The organism is Syntrophomonas wolfei subsp. methylbutyratica (assembly GCF_001570625.1).
GTDB lineage: Bacteria > Bacillota > Syntrophomonadia > Syntrophomonadales > Syntrophomonadaceae > Syntrophomonas > Syntrophomonas methylbutyratica.
The window spans coordinates 44,962-65,543 of record NZ_BBQT01000015.1; the positions used below are offsets into that span (position 1 = coordinate 44,962).

The 20,582-nt window shown below is 44.5% G+C and carries 23 protein-coding genes and 1 other annotated feature; of the genes, 15 read left to right on the forward strand and 8 right to left on the reverse strand.

Annotated features, from left to right (window positions below; translation table 11 throughout):
* Positions 1-82: 82 nt before the first annotated feature.
* Positions 83-400, forward strand: coding sequence for a cupin domain-containing protein (locus AWB54_RS10885; protein ID WP_201785625.1), 318 nt, complete (start codon positions 83-85; stop codon positions 398-400).
* A 15-nt stretch (positions 401-415) separates the two neighbouring features.
* Positions 416-541, forward strand: coding sequence for a hypothetical protein (locus AWB54_RS16535; RefSeq protein WP_268873647.1), 126 nt, complete (start codon positions 416-418; stop codon positions 539-541).
* Positions 542-611: 70 nt separating this feature from the next.
* Here AWB54_RS16535 and vapC read toward each other — a convergent pair whose 3' ends face one another.
* From vapC to AWB54_RS10900, 3 genes are all read right to left on the reverse strand, one after another.
* Complete coding sequence (gene vapC / locus AWB54_RS10890) at positions 612-1,019, reverse strand: type II toxin-antitoxin system VapC family toxin (protein ID WP_061214633.1); 408 nt, start codon at positions 1,017-1,019, stop codon at positions 612-614.
* Positions 1,016-1,219, reverse strand: a complete 204-nt coding sequence (locus tag AWB54_RS10895) for a type II toxin-antitoxin system VapB family antitoxin (RefSeq protein WP_061214634.1) — start codon at positions 1,217-1,219, stop codon at positions 1,016-1,018. Before AWB54_RS10895 ends, vapC begins: the two co-directional genes overlap by 4 nt.
* Positions 1,220-1,539: 320 nt before the next feature.
* Complete coding sequence (locus AWB54_RS10900) at positions 1,540-1,971, reverse strand: hypothetical protein (protein ID WP_153014713.1); 432 nt, start codon at positions 1,969-1,971, stop codon at positions 1,540-1,542.
* 180 nt (positions 1,972-2,151) lie between these two features.
* On the opposite strand from AWB54_RS10900, the gene AWB54_RS10905 reads away from it, so the two are divergent.
* From AWB54_RS10905 to AWB54_RS10920, 4 genes are all read left to right on the forward strand, one after another.
* On the forward strand, positions 2,152-2,415 hold the full coding sequence (locus AWB54_RS10905; RefSeq protein ID WP_061214636.1) for a type II toxin-antitoxin system RelB/DinJ family antitoxin: 264 nt from the start codon (positions 2,152-2,154) through the stop codon (positions 2,413-2,415).
* Entirely contained in the window at positions 2,415-2,675 is a 261-nt protein-coding gene (locus tag AWB54_RS10910) for a Txe/YoeB family addiction module toxin (protein ID WP_061214637.1), read from the forward strand. Before AWB54_RS10905 ends, AWB54_RS10910 begins: the two co-directional genes overlap by 1 nt.
* 399 nt (positions 2,676-3,074) lie before the next feature.
* Positions 3,075-3,650, forward strand: coding sequence for a nitroreductase family protein (locus AWB54_RS10915; protein WP_061214638.1), 576 nt, complete (start codon positions 3,075-3,077; stop codon positions 3,648-3,650).
* 39 nt (positions 3,651-3,689) lie between these two features.
* A complete protein-coding gene (locus AWB54_RS10920; protein WP_061214639.1) occupies positions 3,690-3,950 on the forward strand; it encodes a hypothetical protein in 261 nt (86 codons plus the stop codon).
* Between the two features lie 299 nt (positions 3,951-4,249).
* Here AWB54_RS10920 and AWB54_RS15960 read toward each other — a convergent pair whose 3' ends face one another.
* The 3 genes from AWB54_RS15960 to vapB all read right to left on the reverse strand — a co-directional run bounded on the left by AWB54_RS15960 (position 4,250) and on the right by vapB (position 5,303).
* A complete protein-coding gene (locus AWB54_RS15960) occupies positions 4,250-4,426 on the reverse strand; it encodes a hypothetical protein (protein ID WP_160328949.1) in 177 nt (58 codons plus the stop codon).
* Between the two features lie 85 nt (positions 4,427-4,511).
* Positions 4,512-4,892: a carcinine hydrolase/isopenicillin-N N-acyltransferase family protein gene (locus AWB54_RS10930; RefSeq protein ID WP_061214641.1), complete on the reverse strand. Its 381-nt coding sequence runs from the start codon at positions 4,890-4,892 to the stop codon at positions 4,512-4,514.
* 186 nt (positions 4,893-5,078) lie between these two features.
* Positions 5,079-5,303, reverse strand: coding sequence for a type II toxin-antitoxin system antitoxin VapB (gene vapB / locus AWB54_RS10935; protein WP_061214642.1), 225 nt, complete (start codon positions 5,301-5,303; stop codon positions 5,079-5,081).
* 224 nt (positions 5,304-5,527) lie between these two features.
* Between vapB and AWB54_RS10940 the strand changes: the two genes are divergently transcribed.
* Both AWB54_RS10940 and AWB54_RS10945 read left to right on the forward strand, forming a co-directional pair.
* Positions 5,528-5,899: a BlaI/MecI/CopY family transcriptional regulator gene (locus AWB54_RS10940; protein WP_061214643.1), complete on the forward strand. Its 372-nt coding sequence runs from the start codon at positions 5,528-5,530 to the stop codon at positions 5,897-5,899.
* 5 nt (positions 5,900-5,904) lie between these two features.
* On the forward strand, positions 5,905-7,512 hold the full coding sequence (locus tag AWB54_RS10945; RefSeq protein ID WP_061214644.1) for a M56 family metallopeptidase: 1,608 nt from the start codon (positions 5,905-5,907) through the stop codon (positions 7,510-7,512).
* Between the two features lie 358 nt (positions 7,513-7,870).
* Here AWB54_RS10945 and AWB54_RS10950 read toward each other — a convergent pair whose 3' ends face one another.
* Entirely contained in the window at positions 7,871-8,596 is a 726-nt protein-coding gene (locus AWB54_RS10950) for a peptidoglycan-binding domain-containing protein (protein ID WP_061214645.1), read from the reverse strand.
* Between the two features lie 441 nt (positions 8,597-9,037).
* Positions 9,038-9,233: a binding site (T-box leader), on the forward strand.
* A 50-nt stretch (positions 9,234-9,283) separates the two neighbouring features.
* On the opposite strand from AWB54_RS10950, the gene glyQ reads away from it, so the two are divergent.
* The 5 genes from glyQ (at position 9,284) to ppdK (ending at position 16,576) form a co-directional block, all read left to right on the forward strand.
* Positions 9,284-10,195, forward strand: coding sequence for a glycine--tRNA ligase subunit alpha (gene glyQ / locus AWB54_RS10955; protein ID WP_061214646.1), 912 nt, complete (start codon positions 9,284-9,286; stop codon positions 10,193-10,195).
* On the forward strand, positions 10,196-12,262 hold the full coding sequence (gene glyS / locus AWB54_RS10960; protein ID WP_061214647.1) for a glycine--tRNA ligase subunit beta: 2,067 nt from the start codon (positions 10,196-10,198) through the stop codon (positions 12,260-12,262).
* Positions 12,263-12,468: 206 nt separating this feature from the next.
* Complete coding sequence (locus AWB54_RS10965) at positions 12,469-13,116, forward strand: helix-turn-helix transcriptional regulator (RefSeq protein WP_061214664.1); 648 nt, start codon at positions 12,469-12,471, stop codon at positions 13,114-13,116.
* A gap of 3 nt (positions 13,117-13,119) precedes the next feature.
* Positions 13,120-13,941, forward strand: coding sequence for a pyruvate, water dikinase regulatory protein (locus AWB54_RS10970; protein ID WP_061214648.1), 822 nt, complete (start codon positions 13,120-13,122; stop codon positions 13,939-13,941).
* Positions 13,934-16,576 (forward strand): pyruvate, phosphate dikinase, encoded by a 2,643-nt coding sequence (gene ppdK, locus AWB54_RS10975; protein WP_061214649.1) that lies wholly within the window; start codon positions 13,934-13,936, stop codon positions 16,574-16,576. The genes AWB54_RS10970 and ppdK overlap by 8 nt, the downstream gene beginning before the upstream one ends.
* A gap of 105 nt (positions 16,577-16,681) precedes the next feature.
* Here the strand turns inward: ppdK and AWB54_RS10980 are convergent, their stop codons facing one another.
* The gene (locus tag AWB54_RS10980; RefSeq protein WP_061214650.1) at positions 16,682-18,262 is read right to left on the reverse strand and encodes a DUF342 domain-containing protein; all 1,581 of its coding nucleotides are present in this window, start codon (positions 18,260-18,262) and stop codon (positions 16,682-16,684) included.
* 480 nt (positions 18,263-18,742) lie between these two features.
* Between AWB54_RS10980 and AWB54_RS10985 the strand changes: the two genes are divergently transcribed.
* Both AWB54_RS10985 and AWB54_RS10990 read left to right on the forward strand, forming a co-directional pair.
* Positions 18,743-19,351, forward strand: coding sequence for a flavodoxin family protein (locus AWB54_RS10985; RefSeq protein WP_061214651.1), 609 nt, complete (start codon positions 18,743-18,745; stop codon positions 19,349-19,351).
* Between the two features lie 95 nt (positions 19,352-19,446).
* A complete protein-coding gene (locus tag AWB54_RS10990) occupies positions 19,447-20,511 on the forward strand; it encodes a deoxyguanosinetriphosphate triphosphohydrolase (RefSeq protein ID WP_061214652.1) in 1,065 nt (354 codons plus the stop codon).
* Positions 20,512-20,582 lie beyond the last annotated feature (71 nt).

Below are 20,582 nucleotides of genomic sequence, written 5' to 3' on the forward strand. Positions count from 1 at the left end.
ATCTCAAAACATATTGAGACAGTGGTATTGATAGAACGGAAATAACGGCTTACAATGATTCACGTGTGGAAGGATGATGGTTATGAATCTGTTTGATATTCCTGGACATTTGAGAGATAAGGAGTTTTTTGAGTCTCTGCTGCCTGACCGGGGGATTCTGATTGAGCGCATCATCTCCACAGGCCAGGCATCCCCCACGGGTTTTTGGTATGATCAGGACCGGGATGAATTAGTGATGCTTCTTCAGGGTGAAGCCCAACTGGCATGGCCAGAAGGGAGAACTCTGTCAATGGGAAGAGGGGATTGGCTGCTGATTCCAGCCCACGAACGTCACCGGGTGGAGCGGACATCAAGCGACCCGCCCTGTATCTGGCTTGCAATTCACGGCCAACTGACGTGACGGGTCATAGCCCAGATGGTGTGGGAAGCGATTGCTGATGAAATTGGTGCGGTAGCTATGTATGCACAAATGGCCAATATGGTAAATAATGTAGAACTCAAGACCATGATAGGGCCCTGGCTATTCCCGCCACTGCCCTGAATTATAGCGAAACGAGGTGAGATCTCCCAAGTCAGGCAGCAGATTGCATTTTAGCTTTCAACTTCCTTATTCATATCATCTTAAGGATATTTAAAGTCTCCAGCTGCCCGGCCATCAAATCAAAATCACGATCATTGTGCAGAAGCAAAAGATTGTTTTCTATGGCAGTGAGTGCAATTAGAACATCTATTGTGCTGCGGGGTGTTATACCCTTGCGGCGCAGGTCGAAATAGAGCCGTGCCGCTTTTTCATAGGTAGCTGTTTTCTCAGGCAAAAAATAAATGATTTGGGTTGAGAGATAGTCACGCAATTGTTTATATTCCTTTTCATTTCGTGCTCCTTGTAAAACCTCCTGAAAGGTATAGGAGGAAAACCCAAAATCTATATTACGGGACAAGACTTGATCAAAAAGCTGGATTTTTTCATTGATTTGCCCTTTGAGAAAACCGATGAGTACCGAAGTGTCAACCAATATCATTTTCGCCCCTCCCGCATAGCCCTGTAATCATAATTGCCGGCAAACTGTATTTTGCCGCGCAATTCCTTCAAGTCCTTACGGGTACGGCGCTCCACAAATTCTATAATAGCTTTTTCCACAACATCTTTTTTGGTTTTTAGACCAGAAACCTCCATTGCCCTTTGCATCAAGGTATCGTCTATTATAATATTTGTGCGCATTGCTATACACCTCCTTATACACATAATAGTATCTTAGATTTGTTTGGTCAATAATTTTCGATGGAGATGGGCAGCAATGCTGCTAGCTGTCCTTTTGATAAACTAAATGCAATAAAGGAAGCCAGGAAAATACCTGCAGAATGGAATTGGAATGACAGGGGACGGGGTTGTTGACATGCCCGTACTACCATCTATTTGGAATGGTCGATTTTTGAGGGCTTATTGTATTTTGTAATGAACCTATAAAACACTTAGCAAAATTTTCAGGATATGTTATTGTCAATAACCCCGTCCCCCTGACACCGCCATTTCTCCCGCTATTATAATTCATGGTCGATTATATCTTTTATGCTTTTGAGAGTATTTATGCTGTATTGTAATTCATCAAGCTTATCCTGGCTGTAGTCATATTTTTGGTCGCTTTTTAAATCACAGGCTCCCTGGCCGGTAATTGGGTCCGGGTATTCGACTAATACTGATCTGGCATATTTTTGCTGCCCATCCAGAAAAAATCCTCTGTAGATTGCTTTTTCCATGGGTTCATAGGTTAGTCCCAGGTGTTGGCAGAAGATGTCGGCAATTTCTTTATCACCTGAAGCGCAATTTATCCATCCGTGAAAATCAATGATAATATCCGGGGCTTCTTCTATGACTAAGTCTCGTAAGGCTCTGGCTTCTGGTGAAGCAAATGGTTTGTCTCCGGTTTTGTTTCTGTTATTGGTCCGGACTTTAAAATCGTAGTCAAAATCCATATTAATATCTATGCCCTGGGATAAAAAAGGAAGGTGACAACATCTCCGTCGTATGTTAAGTACAATGGTGATAAAGATAAGAATAATTACATATACTATTACATGGCATTTGTAAAGCACTTGATTGACAATTGCTTTACGATTTGTTATGTTGAAGTTGCATAGGAGGGAGTGATATTTATGGCCCAAACAATGGTGAATTTTCGTATGGATGAAGATTTAAAAAAGAGCATGGAAAAGGTTTGTTCTGATATGGGGCTTTCTATGACAGCTGCTTTTACGATTTTTGCAAAAAAGGTTGCCAGAGAGAAACGTATTCCTTTTGAGGTCTCTGCTGATCCGTTTTATTCTGAAAGCAATATGAAATATTTAGAACAAGTTATCGCAGATATTAACGAAGGACGTGCTAAGCTTTTCGAGCATGATTTGATAGAGGCAGATTAATGCAGTTATTGTGGGAAGAAAGAGCATGGGAAGAATATGGCTATTGGCAAACACAAAACAAGAAAGTATTGAAACGGATAAACATATTGATTAAGGATATTCAAAGAAATACCTATGAAGGTATTGGAAAGCCGGAGCCTTTAAAAGGGAATTTAAGTGGTTGGTGGAGCAGACGAATTGATGAAGAGCATAGGATTGTTTATTGTGAAAAAGACGGTTCTATAATAATTGCCTCATGCAAAGGACACTATGAGGAATAAAATATCAGGTGGTGTAAAAATATACAGACGCTCCCACGGTTCTCCTAAGCCAGCCAAAAGCGGCGGCCGGAATAATAAAGTATGATGTTTATTATTCTTCTGTATCGTCATCCTCTCGGGAGGACTCGTAAAATCCGGGTATCATGTAGTTTTTGTGAGATACTTCGGCGATAAACCGGCTGGGGGTGTCATATCCTGTTTTTACAAGAATGCTTTTTAGATGAGTTCTTACCGAGTCATATTTTATACCCAATATGTCCGCTGTATCTTTTTGGGAGCTCGGCAGATTTGGAGGGATCGTAATGCTACGCAAACTACCAGTGAGGAAATATGAATTTAGTACATACCTTGTTAGGTCCTGGTGGATTTGCTAAGCTGAGTTTCAAGGAGGTGTTTTGAATGGAAACCCGGGAGGCTATTTTTGGTCGAAGGAGTATTAGAAAGTACTTGGACAAGCCGATTGAACCGGAGGTCTTGCAAGATATCCTGGAAGGCGCAGTCATGGCGCCATCTGCCGTCAACAATCAACCCTGGTATTTCCTGGCGATTCAGAGTCAAGAACAGATGGAAAAGCTGCGGGGCATTTTTCAGGAGGTTAGTGTAAAGACCAGGGCGGTATTGGAGAAACGTTTCCCTAACAATCCCGAGGTAGTCAGCGAGACCCTGGGATTTTTAACTGGTCTTGGCAATGCCAGGGTTTGCGTACTGGTTTTCCTGTTAAAGCCCAGCAAAGATTATGATATCATTGCGGTTGAGTCAACCTCCGCGGCGATTCAGAATCTTTGCCTGATGGCCTATGATAAAGGGATCGGCTCCTGCTGGATGACTGCGCCTTTATCGACTGGCTTTAGCGATATCCTGGAGAAAACGTTTGCACCTGGCAAGGGCAAGTTTATAGCCGCGGTTACGCTGGGGTATCCGGCTGTTTCTCCCCAGGCGCCGAAAAGAAAACCGGGGCGTTATGAGATTATCTGATCCCAAGCCCCCGGCTTTGCGACTGGCTGCTTTGACTGCTTGAATAAATCAGCCGCTATCCTCTTGCCACCGGTGGCCAAGAAAGCTAGTAGCGGCATTTCAGCAAGAGATGCTGATTATAGAATACAAAACAATCAAGGGGTTGCCGGAAGTTTAAACGATCACAGAAAATTAGTTGATATGAAAGATTCAGACCGGAGAAACATATTCATTATAATTTGGTTGGCAGGAGTTTTTGCGCTGGCTACATATACCCTGATCATAAATCTCAAGCTGTCATCTGGGTTTAATGGCGTATAATATCCTTCGTATCCTGGGACAGATGACGGTTCAGTTGCCGAATAGGCTGATACCTCTAAAGAAGATGGCCCAGAGACCGCATCTTAGCATTGTTAGAAAATGAGGACCGAAAAAAAGTATTGCCTTTGAGGCCAAGGGGAATCCCAGCAAAGCAGGGCTGGGGTTTGCCCGCAGCCAGGGAGTTGATTTCCTAAATTGCAGATACGGGAAGCAGGTGGGGTAGAGTATCTTTTGCTCCGAGAATGACATACTGTCATTTATACCCTCCTAACTTTTAAAGCGATATCAGAACCCGGACTTTAAGGTTTGGTTTTAGGCGGTGCCGCTAAAAGGAAACGCTGCCAATAGGGCCGCTTCTCATCCTCGACAAATCTGCATCCCAACACCGGCTCGGCATCCAAAGATAACATAACCGCTGCTTTCAGAACTTCCGTATCCAGGTGTTGATCGAATGTGATGACCGCCTGGATTTGCATATTGTAGTATCCGTACTTGAGTAAATATGCGACTCGATCAATTTCAGTTACCGGCAGTATGTTGGGAATTCGCGGTTCGGATTCTTTAAAAGCTATAGCGCACATAATCCTGTTCGCACGGATTGCCGGCAGCTATATATATGGCTCCCTCGGCCGGAACCGCGATAAACGAAGCAAGCGTTACCGATGATATTGGAGCGGCAGGATCAATATGGCGGCATATGGAATAGGGATGGTGCTCGTGATCAGCGAGGATTTCCATAACCGTTTCGACATTAATATGACCATAATGCTGATTCATGAAACTGCGGATTCGGTCTAAGCTATGGTAGCTGTCGGGCTGGTATTGCGGCGCAGTGTCCCCTTCCTTGAAGCGTTCGGTAAGATAATGATTGGAATGCAGCAGCAGGTCTTTTTCTGGACGAATAATTTCAAAATCGTTATGAATACTCTCATAACCCAACATATGACCGGTTATATCGGCCGGTTATTTTCTGGCATTCATCCTGCACCATCTTGCTGCAATCATTGCATACATGATGGACATCACGCCTTGTATTTAAGGTCTTTGTAGCGGTAGTCGGAAAACGGTATGGCGAATTCCTTTTTGCAAATCAAGCATATGGTATTGGTGTCGAGCATGTATTGCATATTATAATTCTTCCCGATTCTGAATTTCGGGCTGCTTTCTATCCGCCATAAAATCTTCAGTAAAGTAATGGGTGCCCGATTCAAGTATTGTCCATACGCTATCCATAGGAATCAAAACCACAATATCGTCAATTTTTTTCACATACACTTCATTTCCATCAAAACGATAATCTTTCGGCAATCGAACCGCCTGACTGCCGTTAATAAAAATTTTAGCTGTATCCAAAATAATCAACCCCCATATATGAATCATGATATATACCGCAGTATATAATCATCAATATTTACTTGTCAAAGAAGGTGGCAAGGTTCTGTTCACATCTTGACCAGCCCTCGTTTTTTTGGGTACTCCAATAAATATAAAAAATATTAAATAATTGTTGACATATTAAGATTACAGATGTAGGCTTATACATAAGCTTACAAATGTAATCGAAAGGAGGGTTTGATGTGCAGGAAGTTCCACAGATATCGGATGCAGAATGGCAGGTAATGAAGGTGATTTGGGCTGATTCACCGGTTAAGGCAAGTGAAGTAATTGACGAACTGGCAAACACAAGCTATTGGAAACCTAAAACAATTAAGACAATGCTTAGACGATTGGTAGACAAAAAAGTATTGGGATATTACCAGGAAGGAAAATCATATTTATACTACCCGATAGTCTCAGAACGCGATAGCATAAAAGCAGAAAGTGATTTTTTCCTGAAAAAAGTATTTAATGGTTCCCTTAATCTAATGCTGGCTAGTTTTATAGAAGAAGAAAAACTGTCGCAACAGGAAATTGAGCAACTAAGACGTACTCTCGATGATAAGGAGTAAAGCGGATGGTAAATTTGCCGGTAATTTCATCACTCTTTGATTGGATAATGCTGTCTTCACTGATGGGAACTATATTAATTTGCCTGATTTTGTCGGTTAAATTTGTATTCAAGCATAAGCTGGGAGCAAATTGGCATTATTATATATGGTTTCTGCTACTTTTAAGATTAATTATTCCGTTTACTCCCCAGAGTCCGGTTAGTATCTATAATCTATTGAATCAGAATAGTCAAAATATGCATTCTGATAATATTTATGATTATTTGGGGGAAGCAAAGCATCCAGCTATAGGTATTACAGATGCAACCGGCATTTCAGCAAGAGATGCTGATTATAGAATACAAAACAATCAAGGGGTTGCCGGAAGTTTAAACGAGTACAGAAAATCAGTAGATATGAAAGATTCAGACCGGAGAAACATATTCATTATAATTTGGCTGGCAGGAGTTTTTGCGCTGGCCACGTATACCCTGATCATAAATCTCAAGCTGTTATATAAAATCAAGTCCGAACCGATAATTAACAATTCATCAATCATAGCAGAATTAGAAGAATGCAAGTCAAGCATGAATATCTCCAAAAGATTCGCGATTGTTACAACCAGGCAGGTATCAAGCCCGGCATTGTTTGGGCTGATAAATCCAATTTTGTTGCTGCCCGATTCTATGGTTAAATCACTTGGTGCTGGTGATTTTAACTATATTGCGTTGCATGAATTAGCCCATTGGAAAAGAAAGGACGTCCTTATTAACTGGATAACCGTCATTTTGCAAATCTTGCACTGGTTCAATCCCGTGATATGGTATGGTTTTTACAGAATGCGTCATGACTGCGAGCTATCATGTGATGCCCTGGTTTTATCAAGATTGGCACCTGAAAAACATAAAGAATACGGACATACAATTATTCGTTTATTGGAGATGACTATTAAAACCCAATGGATTCCTGGAACAACAGGAATCTTAACGAGAAAGCCACACATTATGAGGAGGGTTAGCATGATTGCCAATTATAAAAAGGAATCGCATAACTTAACGCTTGCGGCTCTTGTGATATTTATTGTTATGGGGGTACTCGGCTGCACTAATGCTCAGGATAGTAAAAATCCTGATGCAAGAGCCAATATAGATGAGAGCACATACAATCAACTGCTTGGTGATTTGAAAAACAATCAAATAGCGGCAGGAACGGCTGATGTGGAAGGACCAGGGATAATAGTAAACCTTTCTGATCAAGCTGCAGATAATACTACAAAAGGAATTCCTGAACATGGATTGCTGGTTCATGATACTGATATTCTTCTTACTGTTAATGAGTTGATAAAAGCAGGTGCCGAAGCCATCTCAATAAATGATGAACGCTTGATTGCCAGTAGTGAAATAGAGTGTTCGGGAGACAAGATTCGAATTAACGGTACTCCGTGTAACAATCCTTATGTTATTAAAGCTATCGGTAATAGTGAAAAAATGCTGGAGACTTTGGAATCAAAGGGTGGCTATATAGAGTTCTTTAGAAAGTTGGGTTTTGGAGCAAATATAGAAAAGAGCGACAATTTGTTCATAGCAAAATATAGTGGAGAACTCAATTTCAAGTATGCCCGGGTTAAAAACTAGATAATTGCCATTTGTATAAAGCAGAGCAGATTTCTGGCGATACTTGGAAAAATCTGCTCTGCGTTCTTTGACAGCAGTGTTTTTCTGGCTTCTTTTCCGACCCGCTTTTTTCTCATAGATTCAGCCTATCTTCATGCCTGGCCAGCTGAGCGGCGAAAGGGGGCGAGCGACAGGATGTTGCGTTTGCATTAGAATCAATAGCAAATTTCAGTTAAACAGGAGGTCTGTCATCATGTCAGTAGAAACGGCAGGCTATCCCCACTATGGAGCGGTATACTGTCCATTTTTGAGCAAGCCCGCCGTCCCTTGATATGAATCTTTGTTTTAGTTTCCTGAGCCTCAGGAGAAGTAAGCCCTATCAACAGCTAGCCAGGTGATAAAAAGTATTGGCGCCCACAATGCCATCTACCTTTATGCCAGAGGCTTCCTGCAGTTTTTTTACCGCCGCTTCGGTTTGAGAACCGAATTTACCATCCAGCTTTCCCTGGTAGTAGCCCAGCTCTTGCAAGTTCCTTTGCAGCCAGTATACATCATAACCCTGATTGCGGTCCCAGCGGCCTTTTTGCAGGATGCGTGCCCCCATGGTAGCATAATTATACAACTGGTAAACTGTTTGGGGGCCTACTATGCCATCGTCTTCCAGGTGTACATCACGCTGGAAGATCTTTACGGCAGATTCCGTCTTACTGTCAAAATTTCTGTTTGCCGGCTGCCCCAGAGTTTCGGCAAATTTTTTGGCGGTGGTGGCCAGGCGATTTTGCAGAACCCAGACATCATAGCCATAACTGCCTTTTTTCAGAGTACGGGCTCCAAAGAGATTGCCTCCGGGGGGGAGATAAGAAGCCGTGGGTACACCTAAAAAAAGAAAGGTATTGGCTCCCACTATTCCATCTATGGCCAAATTGAAATACTTCTGAAATTTTTTTACCGCGTTTTCTGTTTCTTTACCAAATACCCCTTTTTCTTTTATACCTGAACCAATGGGATCGGGTAAGATTTTGAGCAGGTTCTGCAAAAGCTCGACATCCGTACCTTCATCGCCTCGTCTTAATACCCGGCTTCCCAGAGTGATATAGGTTGTCAATTATTTCGCCTCCTTTCTGCTGCTAATTTAACTTATGTGAAAAGGAAGCAAAAGGTTAACAAATAGGCCAGATAAACCGTGTCCAGGGGATATTCTTGGGAATAGTGCTTAGTATTAGTGGATAATATGGAGTCAAATAGGATTAAACCCTCATAACCTCCTCCTGATGTCTGACGCTTGCCGTCTGACGACCAATAACGCCTGACCCCTGACGACTAATTGACAAGGTCTTCGGGCTCGGGTAAACTTTAAGCATCGGAAGAAACTGCGGAGCAGTTTCAACACAGCGCTGCAACGAGGCGGGGGATTAGAACCCGCCGCCGGTTTTGTTAATAGGAACCCGGCCGCTTTAGGAAGCACCCTGCGGGCACCACTGATGTTCGCTTCGCTCACTATTGCGGTTGCGGGGGACATATTTCATCTCGTTTTCATGAATTTCATAAAAGGGCGATGAAAAAGAGGAGTAGGAAAGGGTAGCTTTTTAAGAGAGCCGGGATTGCTGGGAACCGGCAGGCGAGCTTTTCGAAGGCGCTTGGGAGCTGTCAGGAGGAACGCCTATAAGGTTAGTAAAGCCTGAATCCTTGAGGTGGGCAATTAAGCCAATCAGGGTGGAACCGCGGGTTATCCCGTCCCTGTTCAGGGGACGGGTTTTTCTATTTCTATATATTTTTAAGGAGGAGTAAACCCATGAATTTTCAAGAGCTGATTCTGCGCTTGCACAATTTTTGGGGCCAGCAAGGTTGCATAATTCAACAGCCCTATGATGTGGAAAAAGGAGCCGGAACCATGAATCCGGCAACCTTCCTGCGGGCTCTGGGGCCGGAGCCCTGGAAGGTGGCTTATGTTGAGCCCTCACGCCGCCCCACTGACGGGAGGTACGGGGAAAACCCCAATCGCCTGCAGCATTATTACCAGTACCAGGTTATTCTTAAACCCTCCCCGGATAATGTAATTGATCTCTACCTGGCCAGCCTGCGTGATCTGGGAATTGAACCGGAAAAGCATGATATCCGGCTGGTGGAAGATAACTGGGAATCGCCTACTCTGGGGGCCTGGGGCCTGGGTTGGGAGATTTGGCTGGATGGCATGGAGATTACCCAGTTCACTTATTTCCAGCAGTGCGGGGGCTTTGACTGCCTGCCGGTTTCAGCGGAGATAACCTATGGTATTGAACGTATAGCTATGTATATTCAGAATAAAGAGAGCGTTTTTGATATTGAATGGGTTGATGGCATTAGTTATGCGGATGTTCACCATCAGGCGGAAGTGGATTATTCCCACTATAATTTTGAAGCTGCCGATGTGGGGGCCTTGACCAGCATGTTCAATATTTGTGAAGAAGAAGCGGTAAGAGTGGCCGAGCGGCAACTGGTTCAACCGGCTTATGACTATGTTTTAAAGTGTTCTCACCTTTTCAACCTCCTCGATGCCCGGGGCGCTATTAGTGTTACCGAGCGCACTGCATATATAGGCCGGGTGCGTAATCTGGCCCGGATGGTAGCCCGGGAATACCTGGAGCAGAGGAAAAGGCTGAATTACCCTCTGTTAAAGGATAAAAACCTTAGAGAGCAATTAATCATCGAAGAGGAGGTGCTCTAATTGGCGCAAGATTTACTGCTGGAAATCGGGGTGGAGGAGATGCCTTCTGCTTATATGCTTCGTGCTTTAAAGGATTTGGAAAATTTAGCCCGGAAAAATCTGGCCGAGGCTCGTCTGAGCTGCGGGGAGGTCTTGACTTGGGGAACACCTCGCCGGCTTTGCCTCTGGGTGAAGGAAATAAGTGAAGAACAGGAAGATTCATTGTTAGAAAATAGAGGACCGAAAAAAAGTATTGCCATCGATGCCAATGGGAATCCCAGCAAAGCAGGGCTGGGGTTTGCCCGTAGCCAGGGAGTTGATTTCCGTAAATTGCAGATACGGGAAGTAGGCGGGGTAGAGTATCTTTTTGCGATCAAAAAAGAAAAAGGACAGGCGGCGGAGCAAATTTTGCCTGGCTTGCTCTTAAAAGTGATTCATTCCCTTTCCTTCCCCAAATCCATGACCTGGTCCTATTATCAAACCCGCTTTGCCCGCCCTATTCGTTGGCTTTTGGCTATATTTGGGGATAAAAATGTGGAATTCAACATAGAAAATATTAAAAGTGCCAATTATACCTATGGGCATCGCTTCCTCTCTACAGGAGCGTTGCCGGTAACGAGTATTGACGATTATTTTCGGGTCTTGCGCGAGCACTATGTCATATTGGATCAGGCCGAGAGAAAAACGATGATCTGGCAGCAGGTGCAAAAGGTGGCGGGCGCAGCTGGCGGTAAAGCCATGGAGAATGAAGAGTTGCTGGAGGAAGTAGCATTTCTGGTGGAATTCCCTACCGCTTTTTATGGCGAATTTTCTCCCTCCTATCTGGCTGTGCCACCTGAGGTCTTAACTACCTCCATGATTGAACACCAGCGCTATTTCCCCGTTTATAATAATGAAGGCCGGCTTTTGCCCGGTTTTGTCGGAGTGAGGAACGGAACTGACTATTGCCTGGATCTCGTTAGAGCGGGAAACGAACGGGTTTTAAAAGCCCGGCTGGAAGATGCGCTCTTTTTCTGGAATGAAGACAGCAGGAAATCCCTGGAGGAAATGAGTGCTAAACTGAAAGATGTTCTTTTTCATGAACGTTTGGGCACCCTGGCAGACAAGGTACTGCGCCTGCAGAAGCTGGCTCTCTTTATTGGGCAGGAAACGGGACTAAGCCAGCCGGAAAAACTGCAGCGTTCCGCTTTGCTCTGCAAGGCTGACCTTATGAGCAACATGGTTTATGAGTTTCCTGAACTGCAGGGCATTATGGGCCGTTATTATGCAAGCGGAAGTGCGGAGGAGCCCGAGGTGGCAGAGGCTATTTTTGAGCATTACCTGCCTCGTTTTGCCGGTGATAAGCTGCCTTCCAGCGCAGCTGGCATAGTTCTCAGCCTGACGGAGAAAACGGATAATCTGATGGGTTGTTTCTCCATCGGGATAAAGCCCAGCGGTTCCCAGGATCCTTATGCCTTGCGCCGGCAGGCCCTGGGATTAGTGAACATCATTCTGGACAAAAAGCTAAGTATAGACTTGAAGCTGGTTTTTGAGCAGGCGTATCTGGGATATGAAGATCTAGTTCTGGAAAACAGCAGGGAAGATAGCGTTAAAGAACTCCTGGATTTTGTTTACCAGAGGATGCGGGGTGTATTGCTGGATAGCGGAGTATCTTATGATGTGATTGACGCTGCTCTGTCCCGGCCTTCTTTTGATTTATTTGAAACTTATAACCGGGTGCTTAAATTGCAGGAATTTAAGGGATCACCGGTGTTTGAGGATTTCATGGTAGTTTACAACCGGGTTCATAATCTATCGCGGAAATGGGAAAGTGAAGAAATTGACCCGGATGTATTGTTGGATGAAAGCGAAAAGAACTTGTACCGGAAACTGCCTGAGCTCCAGCAGGAGATTAAAACATCTCTGAAAGCCCAGGACTATACCCGGGCCCTGGAACTTCTCGCTGCTCTCAGAGCGGATGTAGACCAGTTCTTTACGGCTGTAATGGTGATGGTTGAGGATGAAAAGCTCAAAGCCGCTCGCTTAGGGATTCTAAAATCGATTGCCAATTTGTTCAACTCCATGGCTGATTTCAGCAAGATTGTATAACGAGGTAAAATAAATCCCCTGCTAAGCGGGCGGGTTCTAATCCCCTCCTCGTTGCAGCGCTGTGATGAAAGTGCTTTAGCAGTTTCTTCCGATGCTAAAAATGCTTAAAAAATTTGGGGGGATAACAGGATTTTTTTAATCCATATAGTATATATAATTAGAGAAATTTAAGCAAAAAAGTATAGCATAATGGGGTGGTGAATCCTATCCAGCTTAATGATAGGCAGGAAAAAATTCTGGAGATAGTCAAAAAACATGAACCGATAACCGGGGAAAATATTGCCGAAATGCTCAATGTTACCCGGGCGGCATTGCGTCCTGATTTAGCTGTCTTGACCATGTCCGGGTATCTGGAAGCCAAACCTCGGGTGGGCTACACCTTTAAGAGCGAAGGGGTAGAGAGTGCGATGCGCCGGGTATTAAATCAGTACCGGGTCAAAGACATTCAATCCCTGCCGGTAATAATGAAAGAGACCTGCAGTATTTATGATGCTATTGTTACCTTGTTTATTGAAGATACCGGCAGCATATTTGTGGTGGACGAAAACAAGTACCTTTCGGGTATAGTATCAAGGAAAGATTTTCTAAAAACCACCATTGGGCAGGCAGATATCCATAAAGTCCCGGTGAGTGTAATCATGACCCGAATGCCCAATATAGTAACCGCTACCCTGGAGGAAACCGTGGTAGCTGCTATAAAAAAAATAGTAGAACATGAAGTGGATAGCCTCCCGGTGGTAAAGAACCGGGTAGAAGATGAAGAAGAAAAATTGGAAGTCGTGGGTAAAATCAGTAAAACCAATATCGCCAGGCTCTTTTTAGACCTGGCGGCAAATAAAACCAAGGAGGTTTAAATTTTGAACAATCACTTGCCTGGGGTTTTTATAGTATCGGATTCGATAGGGGAAACAGCCGAGATGGTAGTTCGTGCAGCTGCCAGTCAGTTTAATTCCGGTAGCATGGAAATAAGACAGGTTCCCAATATATCTGATACCGAAACCCTGGAGGAAATAATTAATCAAGCCGCAGCCAGCAATTTTATCATTGCCTATACCCTGGTCATTAACGAATTGGCTGATTTTCTGCAGATGGAGGCCCGGAAAAAAGGCGTGATTTGTGTTGATGTTTTAGGTCCGGTAATAGAGGCTCTCAAGAGTGCTAGTGATATCGAGCCCCGCCGGGAACCGGGCTTATTGCGCAAAATCGATGAAATGTATTACCGGCGGGTGGAAGCGGTAGAATTTGCGGTACGCTATGATGACGGCAAAGATCCCCGGGGAGTAACGCAGGCGGATATTGTTCTGGTAGGGGTGTCCCGAACCTCCAAAACCCCGCTTTCCATGTACCTGGCTCATAAAAGAATAAAGGTGGCCAATGTGCCTCTGGTCCCTGAGGTAGCACCCCCGGAAGAGATTTTTTCAGTGGAGAAGGGGAAAGTAATCGGTCTCATTATTAACCCGGAGCAGTTGAATCAGATTCGCACCGAACGATTAAAAACCCTGGGGCTTAAAGGTCAGGCCAGTTATGCCAATCTTGAGCGCATTCTGGAGGAAATGGAATATGCCCAGGAAATAATGAAGCGCTTGGGATGTCCGGTTATAGATGTAACCAACCGTGCAGTAGAGGAAACGGCCAGCAAGATTTTGGAAATTTATTATAGGAGGTTAAGCCATGTCTAAGAAATATGTCTATTTATTTGAAGAAGGTAATTCCAACATGCGACAGTTATTGGGCGGCAAAGGCGCTAACCTGGCTGAAATGACCTTGATTGGGCTGCCGGTTCCTGCTGGCTTTACCATAACAACTGAAGCCTGTAATGAATACCTGGCTTCGGGCCAAGAGTTTCCTGATGGTGTCCTGGAACAAGTCTTTACAGCTTTGGAAAGATTAGAATCGAATAGTGGCAAATCTTTTGGGGAAAAGAATAACCCTTTACTGGTTTCAGTAAGATCAGGGGCGGCGGTATCCATGCCTGGAATGATGGATACCATTCTCAACCTGGGTTTAAATGATGAGTCAGTTCAGGGTTTGGCCAGCTTAACCGGGGACAGCCGTTTTGCTTATGATTGTTACCGGCGTTTTATCCAGATGTTCAGTGATGTGGTTCTGGGAGTGGAACATGCCAGGTTTGATGAAGTTATGGAAAAACACAAAAGGAAACTGGCCCTTATTTTTGATTATGAGATTCCGGCCGGAGAACTCCAGAATATTATTGAAGAATACAAGGAGATAGTTCAGCAAGAGAAGGGATTTGCCTTTCCTCAGGATGTGCGGGAGCAATTAACCATGGCCATTCAGGCGGTATTTGATTCCTGGAACAACCAGAGAGCTATAGTATACCGGCGCTTAAACAAAATTGACGATGAACTGGGAACCGCAGTAAATGTCCAGTGTATGGCCTTTGGCAATATGGGATTGGATTGCGGAACCGGTGTAGCTTTTACCCGCAATCCCTCCACCGGGGAGCGGGAACTATATGGCGAGTTCCTGGTTAATGCTCAAGGAGAAGATGTGGTAGCAGGTATAAGAACTCCTACCCCCATTGACCGTCTAAAGGAAGAATTACCAGGGGTTTTCCAGCAGTTTTTGGATACCTGCCAAAAGCTGGAGACACATTATCGCGATATGCAAGACATTGAGTTTACCGTGGAAAAGGGTAAACTATACATGCTGCAAACCAGAAGCGGAAAACGTACGGCCCGGGCTTCGGTAAAGATAGCGGTGGAAATGGTGAACGAAGGTTTGATCTCGGTGGAAGAAGCCCTGCTGAGAGTTGATGCCGAGCAAATCAACCAGTTGCTGCATCGCCAGATTGACCAGAGCGTGAAATTGGATGCTATCGCCAAAGGGCTGCCTGCTTCACCGGGTGCTGCTTGCGGTAAAGTTCTCTTTGATGCGGACCTGGCGGAGAAAATGGGGGGAGCAGGAGAAAAGGTGGTTTTGGTTAGAAGTGAGACCACACCAGACGATATTCATGGAATCATATATGCTCAGGGAGTACTCACCGCTCGCGGAGGAATGACTTCTCATGCCGCGGTAGTAGCCCGGGGAATGGGCAAACCTTGTGTTTGTGGTTGTGAAGCCATAAAGATTGATAATGAAGACCGGCAGTTTATGGTTAATGGGATAGTAGTTAAGGAAGGTGATGTAATCACCATCGATGGGGCTAGCGGCAATGTAATGCTGGGTGAAGTGCCCATGATAGAACCTACCCTTTCCGATGAATTTGCTCTACTCTTGCAATGGGCCAATCAAGTGAAGAAATTAGCCATAAGGGCTAATGCCGATACCCCTCAGGATGCGGCCCGAGCCCGCGAATTTGGAGCTGAAGGAATAGGTTTATGCCGGACCGAGCATATGTTTATGGCAGCGGAACGCCTCCCCATTGTTCAACAGATGATACTGGCTGAGAACCTGGAAGATAGAAAAGAGGCCCTGAGCCAACTTTTACCCTTCCAGCGAGATGATTTTTATGGAATATTAAAAGCTATGGCTCCCCAACCGGTAACTATTCGTCTTTTAGACCCCCCCTTGCACGAGTTTCTTCCCCATCCGGAAACCCTCTTGTTGGAGATAGCAGAGATGAAACACCAACAGGTAAAAGGTAAAGAACTACTGGAAAAGGAAGAATTGCTAAAGAAAATACATAGCCTTTCCGAGGCCAACCCCATGCTGGGACACCGGGGATGTAGACTGGGACTTACCTATCCCGAGATTTACCGGATGCAGGCCAGAGCTATTTTTGAGGCCATGGTGCAACTCCAAAAGGAAGGAATAGGGTGCTTTACTGAAGTGGAGATACCTCTGGTAATGGATATGGCTGAGCTGTTCCTTTTAAAAGCAGAAATAATGGATGTCTATGAGCAGGTAAAAAAGGAAAACAACTGTGAACTGGACTTTGCGGTGGGAACCATGCTGGAGCTTCCCCGGGCCTGCATTATGGCGGATGAAATAGCCCGTGAAGCCGAGTTTTTCTCTTTTGGCACCAATGATCTAACTCAGACCACATTTGGCTTTAGCCGTGATGATGCCGAAGGCAAATTCATTCCCATATATCTGGAGAAAAAGATTATCAAGGATAATCCTTTTGCGGTGCTGGATCGCAAGGGTGTGGGAAGTCTAATGCGCCTGGCGGTGGAAAAGGCCCGTAGCGTGAAGAAAGATATACTAATGGGCATCTGCGGGGAACACGGCGGCGAACCCAGTTCGATCGAGTTTTGTCATATAGTAGGATTGGATTATGTGAGCTGTTCGCCTTATCGAATACCAGTAGCTCGACTGGCAGCCGCCCAGGCCAGCTTGCTGAATAAATAGAAAACCCCTTTGTTGCATAAGAATTGACAGGGGGACGGGGTTGTTGACATATCATGTGTCAACAACCCCGTCCCCCTGTCAACCCGTCCCCCTGTCAACCTTAAATTAATCCAGGATGATTATGCGTTTTTTATCAGGGTCATAGTACATACGAAGGTTCTTAGCTTGTTGCTTAAGTTTAATAAAGTCCTCTTTTATGCCAAAAGTCATGCCCGTTTCCAGGCCACCGCCTATTTCGATCATTCCTTCTCCGCGGGTACTTTTAAGCATATTGACCAGAGACCTTCTTTCCTCATAGAGGCAATCTAATTCTTCATTCATATCCATATATTGAGGCAATAATTCTTGCAATTGCTGCAAAGAGTTCTGCTCGGAAGACTTGTCGCGTAAATAGCGGATTTGCTCGGCTATTTTTTTCAACTCCGTATCTTGCTGATCAATACGGGAATTCAACTCTTTTATCTGTTCGTAAAATTGCTTGCGCTCAATTCCTTCCACCCGGAGGTCCAGGGCGGGGCAGTTTATAACTTTAGAGGCCTTGATCCTAGTTCGGGCAGTAATAATATTTTTTCCCAGGATTATTCCCCGGCGGCCCTGTATAAGAACGGCATCACCAGCTTTCAGGTTAGAACGGACAGTATATTCATTAATAACGATATTCTGCCCGGCTTCTATCGTGGCTTCTTGAATAAAACGGGCCTCAACATTCTTGCCGGCCTTAACCTGGGCCTTGCCTCCTCCTATAATACCGTTTTTAACAAAAACCGATCCATGGCGGGAGATAACCCGCGTTGCTTCAATACCCCCCCTGACTTCAATATCATCTTCAGCTTCGACCGCAAAACCATCTTTTACACTTCCCTCGATCAGGACTTTTCCCGGGAAGCAAATATTGCCTATAGAAAAATCAATATCGCCTTTTATAGCCAGCATTTTGGTAACGACAATCTTATCGTTTATCCAGGCCAGGGCTCCATCAAATTCAGCAATGGCTTTATCTTTGGTGGTTATTATGCCTTTGCCCACATTGAATTTATAGTTGCGTCCTGCTTTGGCGGGAATGGGTTCACCGAAGACATTTATACCCGCTTCGCCTTCGGTAGCGGCCTTTCTCTTGGCCAGTAAAGTACCAGCTTCTATGGGTATAATAAAGCCCAGTTCATAATAGTCGACTTGACCGCTTTCATCTAAAACAGGTTTAATAATTGGCTTATGATAAAGATATTGAACGGATCCATTCTTGCCGGGAACGGGATATTTCCCTTGCGCTACCACCATAGTTTGCCCGGTATTATTGATGGCGTGGTCTATGCTGCTCTCATCAATTCCGTAGTTTATCCCCATATTGTTGAGTGCTGCTAACAGATCTTGACGGCGTGGTTTTATGGGCAATCGTGGATTTAAGGTAAGAAAGACCTTCATCTTATCTGAAGAAACCGTAATCTCAAAGGGCAAGTTTTCTGCCCAAGTTCTGATTTCCGTCAATATATCGGAACCACGTTTGATATGAAAGCCGGTACCAGCAGGAGCAGCCAGTATTTTATCCATCATTTGCGATTGAAGCTTTAAGCCCATATCTGCCAAATACTCTTCCAGGAGGTCCTTTCCCACGGCAGGCTGTAAGAGTTTTATTATCCAGCCATCATTTCGAGTATTTATTTGTATAAAAGGAGATTGATTGCTCATAATACCACCATTATAACGAGGTGAAATATTTCCCCCGCTTCTTTAAGAAGTGGCCGGGTTCCTATTAACAAAACAGGCGGTGGGTTCTAATCCCCCGCCTCGTTGCAGCGCTGTGTTGAAACTGCTTCGCAGTTTCTTCCGATGCTTAAGAAATAATTTCCTCTAATTATACTCTAAAAGAAAGTATAAAGAATACCTTTTTGAAAAATGTAGGAAAAAAGACTGACGATATAGAAAATTTGGTACTTGGGCGAGATGATGAATCTTCCGGAGGAATAACGAGATGAAATATATCCCCGCTTCTTTAAGAAGTGGCCGGGTTCCTATTAACAAAACAGGGGTGGGTTCTAATCCCCCGAATCGTTGCAGCACCGTGTTGAAACTGCTTATGCAGTTTCTTCCGATGCTTAAAATTTTAGAAATAAAATGAAGGATTAAGCATATCTACTGTAGTATATAAACTAAAATGGAGGTGAAAGAATGTCACGTCCCCTAATTGTTGGAATCAACGGCAGCCCTCATAAGAATGGCAATACCGCCTTTCTATTAAAAGAGGCTTTAGATACATGCAAGAAGATGGGAGCAAGTACCCGTATACTTCATTGCCAGCAAATAATGAAAGACCAGAAGAATCCTTTCTGTATAGCTTGCTCTTCGCCTTGTGCCGGAAAATGTTTGGAAGGAAAAGAATTAGCCCGGGCCTTTACTATGATTTCTCAGGCTGAGGGCTTGATAGTGGGCAGTCCGGTCTATTTTGGAACGGCTTCCGCCCAACTCAAAGCTTTCTGGGATAAAGGCCGCTCTTTGCGAGCGGATAAGAAGCTTTTAAATGTGGTGGGTGGGGCAATTGCGGTAGGTGCTTCACGTTTTGGAGGACAAGAAACTACCCTGCGAGCTATTCAGGATATGATGTTGGTACAGGGAATGATTGTTGTAGGAGATGGCTTTCATGAAGATGATTGTGGTCATATGGGAGGAGCTGGACAACGTCCGGCCAATGAGGATGATAACGCTATAAACCGCAGCCGCATACTGGGAAAAAGAATATGGGAAGTAGCCATGGCTACCAGGGATTTGAGGATACGATAGTTCTTATGTTTTATCTTGAAACGGAAAAGTTTTTAATCCTTGAGCCTCAAGCCCGAGGATTTTTTCTTTACGTATAAAACAAAGGGGTGAGGCGCATGAGCATCCGGGAAGAAATAGAAGCCAGAGAAAACGCTATGCTTGATAAAGCAGCCAGTCTATCCAGCAAGTCGAGGGGGCGGGAGATAGAAGAAGAACCCGATCCGGTTCGTACATGCTTCATGCTGGACCGTGACCGGGTGGTTCATTCTAAATCTTTTCGCCGTTTAAAACATAAAACCCAGGTATTCATAGCCCCCCCGGGGGATCATTATAGGAGCAGGTTAACGCATACGCTGGAAGTAAACCAGATAGCAAAAACAATTGGTGCCGGTTTAAACCTTAACCTGGATCTGATTGAAGCTATGGCTCTGGCCCATGATCTTGGGCATACCCCCTTTGCTCATGCCGGAGAACAAGTCCTTGATCAATTGCTGGCCGGGGGATTTCGACACAACGAAAACAGCATTCGGGTTTTAACCAGGGTGGAACAGCATAAGGGCCGTAATGGTTTGAATTTAAGCCATGAAGTATTGGATGGAGTTCTGCACCATAGCGGTTATGGCCAGAGCGAAAGCCGATCCTATACCCTGGAAGGCCAGACTATTCGCCTTAGTGATAAGATTGCCTATGTACAACACGATATTGATGACTCCATAAGGGCAGGCCTGCTTAGAATCGAGGATATTCCTGCCGATTATCTAAATATTTTGGGTTATACCCACAGCCAAAGGATTGCTACCCTGGTAACGGATACAATCAAGTATTCGCGCCAGCTTATTTTGGGGGGGGGTCATCCCCAGGTTATGCCCAGTCCCCGGATAGAAAATGCCCTGAGAGGGCTGCGTGATTTTATGTTTAAGGAGATTTACCGGGGTCCGGTATGTCAGGCTGAGCGTAGTAGAGCGATCTTTATTATCGAGCTATTATTTAAATACTATTGTCAGCATCCGGAAATAATGACCCCCCTATACCTGGAGATAGCTGATAGGGAAGGAATAGAGAGGGCGGTGGCTGACTATATATCCGGAATGAGCGATGCCTATTGTATCTCACTTTTTCAGGACATATATATACCACAATCCCTGGTACCTGATGCCGGGAAACTTTTAAAGGTTTTTTAACTCTATAAGTAGATGGCAGGCATTGGTTGGGGTATTTTTGAATCATTAGAAAAATGACAAATTTCGAATAT